The sequence below is a fragment of the Pseudoroseicyclus sp. CXY001 genome (assembly GCF_041714655.1).
Classification (GTDB): domain Bacteria; phylum Pseudomonadota; class Alphaproteobacteria; order Rhodobacterales; family Rhodobacteraceae; genus Pseudoroseicyclus_A.
Map to the genome: position 1 here is coordinate 2,278,354 of NZ_CP168219.1, position 13,294 is coordinate 2,291,647.

Genomic DNA, 13,294 nt, shown 5'->3' on the forward strand with positions numbered 1-13,294 from the left:
CACTTATTGCCATGGCCGGGAAAATAGGCTCGACTGGCCGGCAACAAGGGAAAAACCGCCAGCCGATGACGACACCGCCGAACCTGCCTCCGGTCATCGAGATCCGCGATCTCCATAAATCCTATGGGCAGCTCGAAGTGCTCAAGGGCGTCGATATCGCCGCCCCGGCGGGGCATGTCGTCGCGATGATCGGCTCTTCCGGCTCCGGCAAATCCACGCTCCTGCGCTGCTGCAACTTGCTGGAGGACAGCCAGCAGGGCCATATCTGCGTCAACGGCGAGGAGGTGCGCTGGCGGGGCCAGGGTCCGAACCGCCGGCCGGCGGACCATGCCCAGCTCGTCCGCATCCGCACGAACCTCTCGATGGTCTTCCAGCAGTTCAACCTCTGGGCGCATATGACGATCCTGCAGAATGTCATGGAGGCGCCGCTCACCGTGCTCGGCCGGCCGAGGGCCGAGGTGGAGGAGAAGGCGCGCCATTACCTCGACAAGGTCGGCATCGGCGACAAGGCGGGCGCCTGGCCCGCGCAGCTTTCCGGCGGGCAGCAGCAGCGGGCCGCCATCGCCCGGGCGCTCTGCATGGAGCCGAAGGCGCTTCTCTTCGACGAGCCGACCTCGGCGCTCGACCCCGAACTCGAGCAGGAGGTGGTGCGCGCCATCAAGTCCCTCGCCGAAGAGGGACGCACGATGCTGCTCGTCACCCATGACATGAAGATGGCGCATGACGTGTCGGATCATGTCGTCTTCCTGCACAAGGGCAGGATCGAGGAGGAGGGCCCGCCGTCCCGGCTCTTCGGCGACCCGCAGACGGAGCGGCTGAGACAATTCCTGTCCGCCAGCAAGGCCGCGTGAGGCCGGCGGACAGGCAAGACCCGGGCCCCGCCCGGACCAGAGAAACGACCCGGATCAACAGGGAGACCAACATGAAGAAGCTGATCCTCACCACCGCCACCCTGGCGCTCATCGGCGGCGCCGCCGCCGCGCAGGATGTCGTCCGCCTCGGCACGGAGGGCGCCTATCCTCCGTATAACTACATCGACGACACCGGCGAGGTCGCCGGCTTCGAGCGCGAGCTCGGCGACGAGCTCTGCGTGCGCGCCGAGCTGACCTGCGAGTGGGTCACCAACGACTGGGATTCGATCATCCCCAACCTCGTGGCCGGCAACTACGACGTCATCATCGCCGGCATGAGCATCACCGCCGAGCGCGACGAGGTGATCGACTTTACGCAGGATTACTACCCGCCGACCGCCTCCGCCTATGTGGCGAGCGCCGAGGATGTCGACGTCATGGGCGGCGTCGTTTCCGCCCAGACCGCGACGATCCAGGCCGGCTATGTCGCCGAATCCGGCGCGACGCTGCTGGAATATGCGACGCCGGACGAGACCATCGCCGCCGTCCGCTCCGGCGAGGCCGATGCCGTCTTCGCCGATTACGACTACCTCGCGCCGGTCGTCGAGGCCTCCGGCGGCGAGCTCATGTTCGTCGGCGAGCGCGTGCCGCTCGGCGGCGGCGTCGGCATGGGCATCCGCGAGAGCGACGCCGAGCTGAAGGAGGCGATGGACGCCGCCATCACCTCGATGAAGGAAGACGGTTCGCTGAACGAGCTTCTGGTGAAGTGGTTCGGCGACGCGGTCATGACCTACTGAGCCAAGACGGGCGGGGCGGCTCTGGCCGCCCTGCCCCCGCCGCTCGCCTCATGCGACAGTCCCGACCAGATAGCGCCGCGCCCGCCGGCAGAACCGAGGGGCGCTGATGTTCGACTTCTGCACCGACCCGTCGGAGCTGGCGCGCCTGCCGTGGCTCGCCTGCTACCTGACGACGGGCAAGCACATGGCGATCTACTGGTCGGTGGGCACCGTGCTCCTGCTCCTCGCCATCACGGCACCGGTGGCGCTGGCCTTCGGCTTCGGCGGAGCCGTGGCGGCGCGGAGCCGCTTCGCGCCGCTCAGATGGCTCGGCAAGGGCTATATCGCCATCGTCCGCGGCGTGCCCGACATCGCCTTCTTCCTCTTCTTCGTCATCGCTCTGGACCAGCTCTTCGAATACATCCGCCACCGGGTGAAATGCCCGGAATGGGAGAATTCCGTCTGGCAGGGCAACGATTTCATCGTCTGCCAGGAGGCGAAGCTGCCGCTCTCCTCGGCGCCGCAATGGGTGCACGAGGGCTACGGCTTCGGCCTCGCCGTCATCACCTTCGCCATCGTCTTCGGCGCCTTTGCGGCCAACGTGCTCTTCGGCGCCATGCGCGCCGTGCCCCATGCGCAGCTCGAGACGGCGGAGGCCTACGGGCTCAGCCGCGCCCAGACCTTCCGGCGCATCCTCGTGCCACAGATGTGGGTCTATGCGCTGCCGGGCCTCTCCAACCTCTGGATGGTGCTGGTGAAGGCGACGCCGCTCCTCTTCCTTCTCGGGGTGGAGGATATCGTCTACTGGGCGCGTGAGCTCGGCGGCACCAAGACACCGCAATTCACCGCCTATCCGCATGGCGACTGGCGGGTCTGGTATTTCGCGGCGCTGCTGGTCTTCTACCTGGCGATGACCAAGGTCTCCGAATGGCTGCTCGGCAAGCTCTACGACAAGCTGAGCCACGGCCAGGCCACCGCCTCGGGCGAGCGGCTCCGGCGGGCGGAGGTGACGGCATGAGCTGCGGCCTCGCGCTCCGGCGAACTCCCGATGGCTACCGCCGCCGGCCCGAGGGCCTGCGCCCATGACCTGCCTCGAGACGATCCAGGCCTATGCGCTCCGCTCCATGGGGATCGGCGAGCGGCTTCTGCCGCAGACGGATTTCACGCTCTGCCAGCAGATCACGCTGATCGGCTCCGGCATGCTCTGGAACATCTATTTCGGCACCATCGCGCTCGTCACCGGCTTTTTGCTCGCCAATGCCGTCGCCGTCGCCCGCAACTCCCACCGGCGCTGGCTCTCCTGGCCGGCGGACTGGTTCATCCTGATCTTCCGGGGCTCGCCGCTCTTCATCCAGTTCTTCTTCGCCTATTTCGCGTTTCTCTCGCTGAAATCGGTGCATCCGGCCTTCGACCCCTTCACCTCGGCCTGGCTCGGGGCGGCGCTCGTGCTCTTCCTCAACACCTCGGCCTATTCGGCGATGATCTTCTACGGGGGGCTGCAGTCGATCCCGAAGGGCGACCTCGAGGCGGCCGACGCCTATGGCCTCTCCGGCTTCGCACGCTGGCGCCGCGTCGTCTGGCCGACGACGATGCGGCTCGCTTGGCCGGCCTATACGAACGAGGCGATCTTCCTCTTCCATGCGACGACGCTGGTGTTCTTCTCGGGCTTCCCGGCGGTGCGTCAGCGCGGCGACGCGCTCTATTACGCCTCCTATTTCGCCGACAAGACCTTCAACCCTTTCGTGCCCTATCCGATCCTCGCCTGCTACTTCATCCTTCTGACGCTGTGCATCATCGGCGTCTTCGGGCTGGTGAACCGGCGGCTGAACCGCCATCTTCCAGGGGAGCGGCGGGCGCGCCTGCGCCTGCGGCCCGCGCAACTTATCCGGTAGTTTCCCAAATGAACGGCCCCCCATCGACGATCCGCAACATCCGCGCCGGCGCGGCAGACCTCAATGGCGTCGCCCGCGGCAAGCGCGTGCCCTGGCGCTTCGCGGCCAAGCTCGAGGAGGAGGGGATGCGCTTCCCGCTCTCCGTCCTCAATCTCGACATCTGGGGGGAAGACGTCGAGGACAGCCCGCTGGTCTTCGAGATCGGCGACCCCGACGGTGTGCTCATGCCGACCGAGCGCGGCTACGTGCCGATGCCCTGGCTCGAGACGCAGACGGCGCTGCTGCCGATGTGGATGTATACCGAGGAGGGCGAGGCCTTCGCCGGCGATCCCCGCCATGCGCTCGCGCGGGTGGTCGACGGGTTCAAGGCGCTCGGCCTCACCCCCGTCGTCGCCACGGAGATGGAGTTCTACCTCATCGACGACAGCGGCCACGAGATCCGCCAGCCGCCCTCCCCCCGCTCCGGCAAGCGCCGGCCGGGGGCGGAGATCCTGAGCCTGCGGGCGCTCGATGCGTTCGACGTGTTCTTCACCGAGCTCTATGACGCCTGCGACATCATGGGGATCCCGGCCGAGGCGGCGATCAGCGAAAACGGCGCCGGCCAGTTCGAGGTGAACATGGTCCATGCGCCCGACGCGCTGAAGGCCGCCGACGACGCCTGGCTCTTCAAGATGCTGGTCCGCGGCCTCGCCCGGAACCACGGCATGGCGGCGAGCTTCATGGCGAAACCTTACGAGGAATACGCCGGCTCGGGCCTGCACATGCATTTCTCCGTCCAGGACGAGGCGGGGGAGAATGCCTTCGCCAACGGCACCTTCGAGGGCTCCCAGCTACTCCAGTACGGCATTGCCGGCTGCCTACGCGGCATCCCCGACCTCGCGCTTCTCTTCGCGCCGCATGGCAACAGCTACGACCGGCTCGTGCCCGAGAGCCATGCGCCGACGGGGGTCTGCTGGGCCTACGAGAACCGGACGGCCTCCGTCCGCGTGCCCGGCGGCTCCTGGGGGGCGCGGCGCATCGAGCACCGCGTCGCGGGGGGCGATGTGAACCCCTATCTGTTCATGGCCGCCGTGCTCGGCTCGGCGCTGACGGGCATCCAGGATGCGGTCGCCCCGCCGCCGCCGATCTCGGGCAATGCCTATGAGCAGGAGATGGCGCAGATCCCCGCCACCTGGGAAAGCGCCATCGACGCGCTGGAGGAAAGCGCCTTCGCGCGGCGCATCTTCCCCAACCTCCTCATCGAGAACCTCGTGCGCACCAAACGGCAGGAGGCGCGCTACTTCGCCGAGCTGACGAAGCGCCAGCAGCTCGAACTCTATCTCGATACGGTCTGATCGGGGGCCGGGAGGTCTTCGGGGAAGGCTCTGCCGCGGGCGGTGGCTCCGGGTCGGGAGCATAGACTGGGGGATGGGGCCGCCCCGAGATCGGGGGCGGCCGCCGTTTTTACTCAGCTCCGGCGTTCGGCCATGAGGCCGCGCCAGATGGCGACGCACATCACCAGAAGCACGATGGTGAAGGGCAGGCCCGTCGAGATCACCATCGATTGCAGCGAGGCGAGCCCGCCGGCGGAGAGCAGCAGCACGATGGCCACCGCGCCCTCGAAGATGCACCAGAACACCCGCTGCGGCACCGGCGCGTCGACCTTGCCGCCCGCCGTGATCGTGTCGATGACCAGCGAGCCGGAATCCGACGAGGTCACGAAGAACACGATGACGAGCACGATGCCGATGATCGAGGTGATCCCGGCCAGCGGCAGCTCCGCCAGCATCTTGAAGAGCTTCAGCTCCAGGGGCGCGTCCTGCGCGGCCGTGTAGCCGTCCGAGACCACCTGATCGACGGCGACGCCGCCGAAGACGCTCATCCACAGGATGCAGACGAGCGAGGGGATCAGCAGCACGCAGACGATGAACTCGCGCACCGTCCGGCCGCGGGAGACGCGGGCGATGAACATGCCGACGAACGGTGACCAGGAGATCCACCAGGCCCAGTAGAAGCTCGTCCAGCCCTGCTCGAAGTTCAAGTCTTCCCGGCCGACCGGGTTCGACAGCGCCGGCAGGTGCTGCAGATAGGCGCCGAGATAATCGACGAAGCCGGTCAGCGTCGCCAGCGTCGGCCCGACGAGGAGCACGAAGAGGAGCAGCAGGAACGCCAGCCCCATGTTGATCTCGGAGAGCACCTTCACCCCGCCGTCCAGCCCGCGCAGGACCGAGACGAGCGCGATGGCGGTGATGCCCGAGATCAGCAGCACCTGCGTCGTCGAGCCGATCGGCACGCCGAAGAGCTCGTTGAGCCCGGCATTCGCCTGGGTGGCGCCGAAGCCCAGCGAGGTGGCGAGACCGAAGAGCGTCGCGAAGACCGCGAGCACGTCGATCACATGGCCCCACCAGCCCCAGACCCGTTCCCCGAGGATCGGGTAGAAGGCCGAGCGGATCGTCAGCGGCAGGCCCTTGTTGTAGGAAAAGAGCGCGAGCGCGAGCGCCACGACGGCATAGATCGCCCAGGGGTGCAGGCCCCAGTGGAAGATCGTCGCCGCGAATCCGAGCCGTTCGGCGGCGATGACATCGCCCTCGGCCCCGCCGAGCGGCGCCCAGTCGGTGCGCACCCCGTTCTCGCCGACGGTGACGCCGCCGAGCGACGTACCGAAATGCGTGAGCGGCTCAGAGACGCCGTAGAACATGAGGCCGATGCCCATGCCGGCGGCGAAGAGCATCGCGAACCAGCCGATGTAGCCGTAATCGGGCCGCGCCTCCGCCCCGCCGAGCCGGACGGAGCCGACCGGGGTGACGATGAGCAGCAGGCAGAAGAGCACGAAGATGTTCGCGGCCGACAGGAAGAACCAGTCGAAGCTCTTCGTCACCGTGTCGAAGAGCCAGGAGAAGACGGACCCCGCCTGCTCCGGCAGCGCCAGCGTGTAGAAGACGAAGACCACGATGGCGAGGCCCGAGATCATGAAGACCGGGTTATGGATATCGAGGCCGAAGGGGCCGATCTGTGTCTCGATATTGTCCTGACCGACGGAATATTCCGTCTCGATGACATCCGAGGCGCCCTCCGGCGCCGGGATGCCATGGTTTTCTGTGTCATCTGACATACTGTCCTTCCCTTTGGTCAGGCCGTTAGCCGGCCTTGTGGTGTGGGTGCCGGGCCGTCAGAGGCCGCGGATGATGAAGGTCGAGACCTTCGCGTGGCGCGCGATCTTGCCGCCGTTCGACGGCCAGAGGTGGTCGGCAAGGCCGGGCACATGGCTGGCCATGGCGATGAGATCGGCGCCGATCTCGTCCGCCGCGGCCAGGAGCTTGTCGTCGAGATCGACGGCGGGGTCGTGGCTGACGACGTCGTGCGCGGCGGTCTCGATGCCGTGGCGCTCAGCCTCAGCGGCCGCGAAAGCCCCGAGCTTGCTGGCAAATTCTTCGGGCGTATGCGCCACGCTGCCGGGCTCGCTGCCGTGGACGGCGACATAGGTGACGCGCGCGCCGTAGTGCCGGGCGAGCTCGCCGGTGGTTTTCAGCGCCGCCTCGATCCGACCCGCATGGGCAAGATCGACCGGCGCCATGATATGACGGAACATGTCCCCTCCTCATGGTTCTGGCCGCCGGAGGCGCCGGCGACCTCTCGGTCTCGTGACACTGTGTCATAGGATGGCGCTGCAGGAAACGGCAGCGACACGAAGTGTCGCATTTTGGCATCAAGGGCGGGAGGGGACCCGCCCCCGTGATCAGCCGTTCACATCGACGACGACGCGGCCGCGCACCTGGCCCTTGAGGATTTCCGCGCCCAGCCGCGGCAGATCGGCGAGGGTGGCGGAGACGCTGATCTCTTCGAGGAGCGCCATGTCCATGTCCGCCGCGAGGCGCGCCCAGATGGCGCGGCGCTCGTCCACCGGGACGTAGACGGAGTTGATGCCGAGGAGGTTGATCCCCCGCAGGAGGAACGGCGTCACCTTCATCGGCACCTCCGCCCCGCCGGCGAGGCCGATGGCGGCGACGGAGCCGCCCGCCACGACCTGCCCGAGCAGCCTCGCCAGCATGGCGCCGCCGACATTGTCGACCGCCGCCGCCCAGCGCTCGTGCTCGAGCGGTTTGCGCGTGACCTCGGCGAGCTCCTCCCGCGCGACGATCTCGGTCGCGCCGAGTGAGCGCAGATAGCCCTCCTGCTCCGGCCGGCCGGTGACGGCGGCGACCTTGTGCCCGGCCCGCGACAGGAGCGCCACCGCGACGGAGCCGACGCCGCCCGAGGCGCCGGTGACGAGGACGGGGAGCTCCCCCTGGGTGAGCCCCTGCGCCTCCAGCGCGCGAATGGCCATCATGGCGGTGAAGCCGGCGGTTCCGAGCGCCATGGCCTGGCGCGTCGTCATGCCCTCCGGCAGCGGCACCAGCCAGTCGGCGCTGACCCGCGCCTTCTGCGCATAGCCGCCCCAATGCCGCTCGCCGACACCCCAGCCGGTGAGGATCACCTTGTCGCCGGGGGCGAAGCGCGCGTCGTCCGAAGCCTCGACCGTGCCGGCGAAGTCGATGCCGGGCACATGCGGATAGGTCCGCACGAGGCCGCCGCCGGGCCCGATGCAGAGCCCGTCCTTGTAGTTGAGCGTCGAATGCTCGACCGCGACGGTGACATCACCTTCCGGCAGGCGCGACTCGTCCAGCTCCTGCACGCTGGCGCTGGTGCCGCTGTCCGTTTTCTCGACGAGGAGTGCTTTGAACATGGGGGCCTCCGGTGGGGCTGCTGCTCGCGCGAGCTTGGGCGGGCGGAGGCACTGGGTCAAGCGACGGCGCCTGGGGGCCCTGCCCTCCGTGGGCCTCTGCTGGCCGACTCCCCCCGCTTGTATCTGGAGAAATACGAGGGGGAGCGGCGGCGGCGGCTCGAGCCCCTTGCCGATGGCGGGTCAGCGGCGGCGGAGCGTGGCGATGATCTCTGCGAGGATCGAGACGGCGATCTCCGCCGGGGTGACGGCCTCGATGTTCAGCCCGATGGGGGCATGGATGCGCTCGAGCGCCTCTGCAGGCTGGCCGGCCGCGGCCAGACGCTCCAGCCGCGCCGCATGGGTGCGGCGGGAGCCCAGGCTGCCGATGTAGAAGGCGGGCGTGGCGAGCCCGGCAAGGAGCGCGGCATCGTCGACCGGGTGGTCATGGGTGAGCGTGACGAGCGCCGTCCGGGGGTCGGGCCGGGCGGCGGCGATGGCCTCCGCCGGCGGCGCCGTGATGACCGGCGCGGCGGAGAAGCTCGCGGCGATATCGGGGCGCGGGTCGATGACCTCCACCGTGAAGCCGGCGAGGCGCGCCATCGGCACGAGCGCCTCGGCGATCTGGCCGGCGCCGGTGACGAGGAGCCGGAGCGGCGGCGTGTAGAGGGCGACGAAGACCCCCTCCTCCTCCCCAGAGCGCCCGGTGCGGAAGCGCTCGGGCCAGGCGGCGGGGCCGTCGAGGCGGGGCGGTGGCCCGGGCGGCAGCGGGGTGACGAGGGCGAGCGAGCGGCCCTCTGCCTCCGCCTCCGCCAGTTCGGCGAGGAGCGGCTCGGGCAGCGCCGGGCCGACGGGTTGCAAGAGCACGCGGATCGCGCCGCCGCAGGCGAGCCGGGCGGCGCGGGCGGTCTCGTCGGTGACGATGAGGCTCAGCTCGCGGGCAGCGCCCTCGGCGAGCGCCGCGAGGGCCTCGGGGATGACCCGGGCCTCGACGGCGCCGCCGGCGAGCGTGCCCCGGCTCTCGCCGCTGCCGCAGATCGCCAGCATGGCGCCGGGCCGCGTGGGCGCGGAGCTCCAGGCCTCCGTCACCGTGGCGAGCACGGCGCCCTCGCCGGCGCGGTGCCAGGCGAGAAGGGCTTGCAGGATCGTCGGCTCGGCCATGGCGGGCTCCTTTGCCGGGAGCCTAGCGCCGACCTTTGCCCCCGAAAAGCGGAACGGCCGCGGAGGTGCCCCCGCGGCCGCTCGTCAGGATGCTGGGACCGCCTTACCAGCTGTTGAGCTCGGTGATGACGAGCTGGCCGGGGTTGCGGCGCGAGCCGTCATAGGTGCCGATCCAGATGTCATAGAGCCCCTGCTGGGGGTTCGAGAAGGTGATGGCCGGATTGAAGCCATTGGCATCGTCATTGTACCAGAACGTCCCGTCCGGGGCGCTGACGAGCAGGATGGAATCGACGTTGGCCTGAACGGCGATCGTCAGCTGGCTGGAGCTGCCCGTCCAGTAGAGGTCGAAATCGGGGCGCGAAGTCGTGTAGCCGGCCCAGTTCTGGCCGAGGCAGCCCGCGAGGCTCTGCGTGCCGCCGGCGGTGATGTTGCGCCGGTAGGGATCGGGCACGAAGCCGGCGTTGAGCCGGATCTCGCCGAAATAGGGCGCGCCGCGCCAATCGGGGCAGGCTTGCGCGGCGCTGGCGCCGAGGCCGAGAGCAAGCACCAGACCCACGATAAATTTCTTCAACATGTTCTTCCTCCTTGGCGCCGGAAATGGGCGGCGCTCCCTATGATGCGATGTAAATTCCCTCTTCACGATCGATTGAGTCAACGGGGAACCGGCCCCCGTCGCTCCCCGGTGGGGAAATCCTGACCCCGGCCCCACGCACCGACCGGCGAGCTGACCTGCGTGCCGCAATTCACCGGGGCGTGAACGCCGTGTTTCCATTCCTAAGACTTTGCTAAAATGCAAGCAAATGTCACAATGGGGGCCAGAGCAGCCGCCACTCAAGAGCCCCGATGCCGGATTACGACGAGATCCCGAGCCCCGATCTGTCGCTCAGCGACCTGCCGGCCGAGGCCTGGTCGGCCGAGCTGGCGCGCCTCGGCGAGGCGCAGGGGCATTACGAGCAGGTGGGCCCCGATCACGCCGCGCTGTTCTGCGAGGCGGGGCGCAACCTCCTCGTCACCTTCACGAGCTTCGAGGAGGCGCGGCGGGCGCCCGGCGCCCTGCCCTTCGGCTACCGGCTCGCCGCGCGGCTCGGCTGGTCGCATCTGGCGGTGCTGTCCCGCGGCGAGACCTGGTTCCGCGACAGCAGGCTCTGGGGCTATTTCGACAGGATCTGCGACGACGGCTTCCTGGAGGATTTCGACCGCGTCCTCTTCTACGGCGCCCATGCGGGCGGCCATGCGGCGGCTGCCTATTCGCTGGCCGCGCCCGGCGCGCGGGTGCTGGCGCTGCGCCCCGTCGCCACGCTGGAGCCGTCGCTGGCCGGCTGGGACAGGCGGCATATGGAGGCGCGGCGGCTCGACTTCACCAGCCGCTACGGCTTCGCCCCCGACATGATCGAGGCGGCCCGCGCGGCCTATGTCGTCTATGACCCACATCTCGGCGCCGACGCCGCCCATGCGGCGCTCTTCCGCTCCGAGCCCTGCCTCGCCCTGCCCGCCCGCTTCGCCGGCGCCGGGCTCGAGCCGATGCTGAAGCGGCTGGGGCTCCTCGAGCCGATGCTGGAAGCGGCGATGGAGGGGAGCCTTGAGCCGGAGGGCTTCGCCCAGCTCTGGCGGCACCGGCGAGAGGATCCCTCGTGGCTGCGCGCCCTTGCCCGCCGGCTGGAGGGGCCGGCGCATCGTCGGCGGCTGAAGGCGGTCGCGACCTATGGGGCGACGACGAAGGACGCCGGCTATTACCGCCGGGTGCTCGAGACGCTGGAGGCGGTAGAGGCGGCCTGAGGGGTTGCGCGGGATGAGGGGTGAAGAGTGGGGGCGCTGCCCCCACACCCCCGAGGTATTTCTGGCCAGATGAAAGGGGATCCGGGACCGGATGGACGGGGCGCGCGCGCCCTGCCAAAAGGGCGCATGGCCAAGGATCTGCCCTATGTCTGCTCCGCCTGCGGCGCCGCCCATCCCAAATGGTCGGGCCAATGCGATGCCTGCGGGGCCTGGAACACCCTCGTGGAACAGACCGCCCTCAGCGCAGGGCCGGGCTCCAAGAAGCTCGTCGCCCGCGGCACCAAGCTGGCGCTGACCGACCTCTCCGCCCAGGCGGAGGAGGCGCCGCGCCGCCCGGCCGGCGTCGCGGAGCTCGACCGGGTGCTCGGCGGCGGGCTGGTGCCGGCCTCGGCGATCCTCCTCGGCGGCGATCCCGGCATCGGCAAGTCGACGCTCCTTCTGCAGGCTGCCGCCCGCTTCGCGCGGGGCGGGCTGCGCACCGTCTATGTCTCCGGCGAGGAATCCGCCGCGCAGATCCAGCTCCGCGCCCGCCGGCTGGGGCTGGAGGAGAGCCCGGTGCAACTTGCCGCCGCGACCAGCCTCCGCGACATCCTGACGACGCTGGACGAGGACCCGCCCGGGCTCGTCATCATCGATTCGATCCAGACCATCTGGCACGACGGGCTCGAGGCGGCGCCCGGCTCCGTCAGCCAGCTCCGTGCCGTGGCGCAGGAGCTCGTGAGCTTCGCCAAGCGCCGGGGCTCTGCGCTGGTGCTCGTGGGGCACGTCACCAAGGAGGGCGCCCTCGCCGGGCCGCGTGTCATCGAGCATCTCGTTGATACGGTTCTTTATTTCGAGGGCGAGCGGGGCCACGCCTTCCGGCTGCTCCGCGCCGTCAAGAACCGCTTCGGGCCGGCCGACGAGATCGGCGTCTTCGAGATGACGGGCAAGGGGCTGGCGGAGGTGAAGAACCCCTCCGCCCTCTTCCTCTCCGAACGGGGGGCGGAGGTGCCGGGCTCGGCCGTCTTCGCCGGGATCGAGGGTACGCGGACGCTGCTCTGCGAGATCCAGGCCCTCGTCGCCCCCGCCCCGCCCGGCCAGTCGCGCCGTTCGGTGCTGGGCTGGGACGCGGGCCGCCTGTCGATGCTGCTCGCCGTCCTCGAGGCGCGGGCCGGCATCTCCTTCGCCGGGCATGACGTCTATCTCAACGTCGCGGGCGGGCTCAGGATCACCGAACCGGCCGCCGATCTGGCGGTGGCGGCGGCGCTCCTCTCCGCCCGCGAGGGCAAGGCGCTGCCCGGCAGATGTGTCTTTTTTGGCGAGATCAGCCTCTCGGGCGGGCTCCGCCCGGTGCCGCAAACCGAAAATCGGTTGAAAGAGGCCGAGAAACTTGGTTTCACCGCGGCGGCGCTGCCCCGGCTTCGGGGCCGCGGCGCCGGCAGCCGCAGCACCTTGCAGCTGACTGAACTGGACGAGATCGCCGGCTTCGTCGCGGAAACCTTCGGGGAGACCGCGGGAGACAGCCGAGACAGCAGCCCTCGCGAAGATGGGCGAAGGCAGGAGAGCTGATGGACGGTTTCACCCTGATCGACGGCGTGGTCGCCATCGTCATCATCCTTTCCGCGCTTCTCGCCTATGCCCGCGGGCTCGTGCGCGAGGCGCTGGCCATCGCCGCCTGGGTCGGCGCGGCGATTCTCGCCTTTATCTTCGCCGACGAGGTCCGCCCGCTGGTCGAGCAGATCCCGGTCGTCGGCGATTTCATCGGCGATTCCTGCGAGCTTTCGGTCATCGCCGCCTTCTTCACGGTCTTCGCCGTGGCGCTCATCGTCTTCTCGCTCTTCACGCCGCTCTTCTCGAGCCTCGTGCAGCGCTCCGCCGTCGGCGGGATCGATCAGGGGCTCGGCTTCCTCTTCGGCGTGGCGCGCGGCATCCTGCTCGTCGCCGTGGCCTTCTTCGTCTACGAGACGGTGCTCTCCGCCCAGGCGATCCCGATGGTCGACAACAGCCGCGCCGCCGCCGTCTTCTCGCGGCTGACCGGCTCCATCGCCGAGCAGAACCCCGAGGGCGCGCTCACCTGGTTCCAGACGCAGTATGCGTCGCTCGTGGCCGATTGCACCGGCGAGGCGATCTGAGGCGAGGCACCCGCCGAGGGTGAACACCGGCGGGGCGCTGTGGCGCCCC

The 13,294-nt window shown here is 69.3% G+C and carries 13 protein-coding genes; 8 read left to right on the top strand and 5 right to left on the bottom strand.

The window, feature by feature from the left end; translation table 11 throughout:
* Positions 1 to 65: 65 nt before the first annotated feature.
* The 5 genes from ACAZ03_RS11105 (at position 66) to ACAZ03_RS11125 (ending at position 4,853) form a co-directional block, all read left to right on the top strand.
* Positions 66 to 851 carry an ABC transporter ATP-binding protein gene (locus tag ACAZ03_RS11105; RefSeq protein WP_373353579.1) on the top strand — a complete coding sequence of 262 codons (786 nt, stop codon included), beginning with the start codon at positions 66 to 68 and terminating at the stop codon, positions 849 to 851.
* A 71-nt stretch (positions 852 to 922) separates the two neighbouring features.
* Complete coding sequence (locus ACAZ03_RS11110) at positions 923 to 1,648, top strand: transporter substrate-binding domain-containing protein (RefSeq protein WP_373353580.1); 726 nt, start codon at positions 923 to 925, stop codon at positions 1,646 to 1,648.
* 106 nt (positions 1,649 to 1,754) lie between these two features.
* Entirely contained in the window at positions 1,755 to 2,645 is an 891-nt protein-coding gene (locus ACAZ03_RS11115; RefSeq protein ID WP_373353582.1) for an ABC transporter permease, read from the top strand.
* A gap of 64 nt (positions 2,646 to 2,709) precedes the next feature.
* Entirely contained in the window at positions 2,710 to 3,519 is an 810-nt protein-coding gene (locus ACAZ03_RS11120) for an ABC transporter permease (protein ID WP_373353584.1), read from the top strand.
* An 8-nt stretch (positions 3,520 to 3,527) separates the two neighbouring features.
* Complete coding sequence (locus tag ACAZ03_RS11125; protein ID WP_373353586.1) at positions 3,528 to 4,853, top strand: glutamine synthetase family protein; 1,326 nt, start codon at positions 3,528 to 3,530, stop codon at positions 4,851 to 4,853.
* A 113-nt stretch (positions 4,854 to 4,966) separates the two neighbouring features.
* On the opposite strand, the gene ACAZ03_RS11130 is transcribed toward ACAZ03_RS11125, so the two are convergent.
* The 5 genes from ACAZ03_RS11130 to ACAZ03_RS11150 all read right to left on the bottom strand — a co-directional run bounded on the left by ACAZ03_RS11130 (position 4,967) and on the right by ACAZ03_RS11150 (position 9,932).
* Positions 4,967 to 6,610: a BCCT family transporter gene (locus ACAZ03_RS11130; protein WP_373353587.1), complete on the bottom strand. Its 1,644-nt coding sequence runs from the start codon at positions 6,608 to 6,610 to the stop codon at positions 4,967 to 4,969.
* A 57-nt stretch (positions 6,611 to 6,667) separates the two neighbouring features.
* Positions 6,668 to 7,087: a universal stress protein gene (locus tag ACAZ03_RS11135; RefSeq protein ID WP_373353588.1), complete on the bottom strand. Its 420-nt coding sequence runs from the start codon at positions 7,085 to 7,087 to the stop codon at positions 6,668 to 6,670.
* Positions 7,088 to 7,234: 147 nt separating this feature from the next.
* Entirely contained in the window at positions 7,235 to 8,221 is a 987-nt protein-coding gene (locus tag ACAZ03_RS11140; protein ID WP_373353589.1) for an MDR family oxidoreductase, read from the bottom strand.
* A gap of 180 nt (positions 8,222 to 8,401) precedes the next feature.
* Positions 8,402 to 9,358, bottom strand: coding sequence for an XdhC family protein (locus ACAZ03_RS11145; protein ID WP_373353590.1), 957 nt, complete (start codon positions 9,356 to 9,358; stop codon positions 8,402 to 8,404).
* 103 nt (positions 9,359 to 9,461) lie between these two features.
* Positions 9,462 to 9,932, bottom strand: a complete 471-nt coding sequence (locus tag ACAZ03_RS11150) for a peptidase S1 (protein WP_373353592.1) — start codon at positions 9,930 to 9,932, stop codon at positions 9,462 to 9,464.
* Between the two features lie 269 nt (positions 9,933 to 10,201).
* Here ACAZ03_RS11150 and ACAZ03_RS11155 point away from each other — a divergent pair, with 269 nt between their 5' ends.
* The 3 genes from ACAZ03_RS11155 (at position 10,202) to ACAZ03_RS11165 (ending at position 13,245) form a co-directional block, all read left to right on the top strand.
* Entirely contained in the window at positions 10,202 to 11,134 is a 933-nt protein-coding gene (locus ACAZ03_RS11155) for a hypothetical protein (RefSeq protein WP_373353594.1), read from the top strand.
* A gap of 126 nt (positions 11,135 to 11,260) precedes the next feature.
* Positions 11,261 to 12,682 (top strand): DNA repair protein RadA, encoded by a 1,422-nt coding sequence (radA, locus tag ACAZ03_RS11160; protein WP_373353596.1) that lies wholly within the window; start codon positions 11,261 to 11,263, stop codon positions 12,680 to 12,682.
* Positions 12,682 to 13,245, top strand: coding sequence for a CvpA family protein (locus tag ACAZ03_RS11165; protein WP_373353598.1), 564 nt, complete (start codon positions 12,682 to 12,684; stop codon positions 13,243 to 13,245). Before radA ends, ACAZ03_RS11165 begins: the two co-directional genes overlap by 1 nt.
* The last annotated feature ends 49 nt before the right edge of the window (positions 13,246 to 13,294 follow it).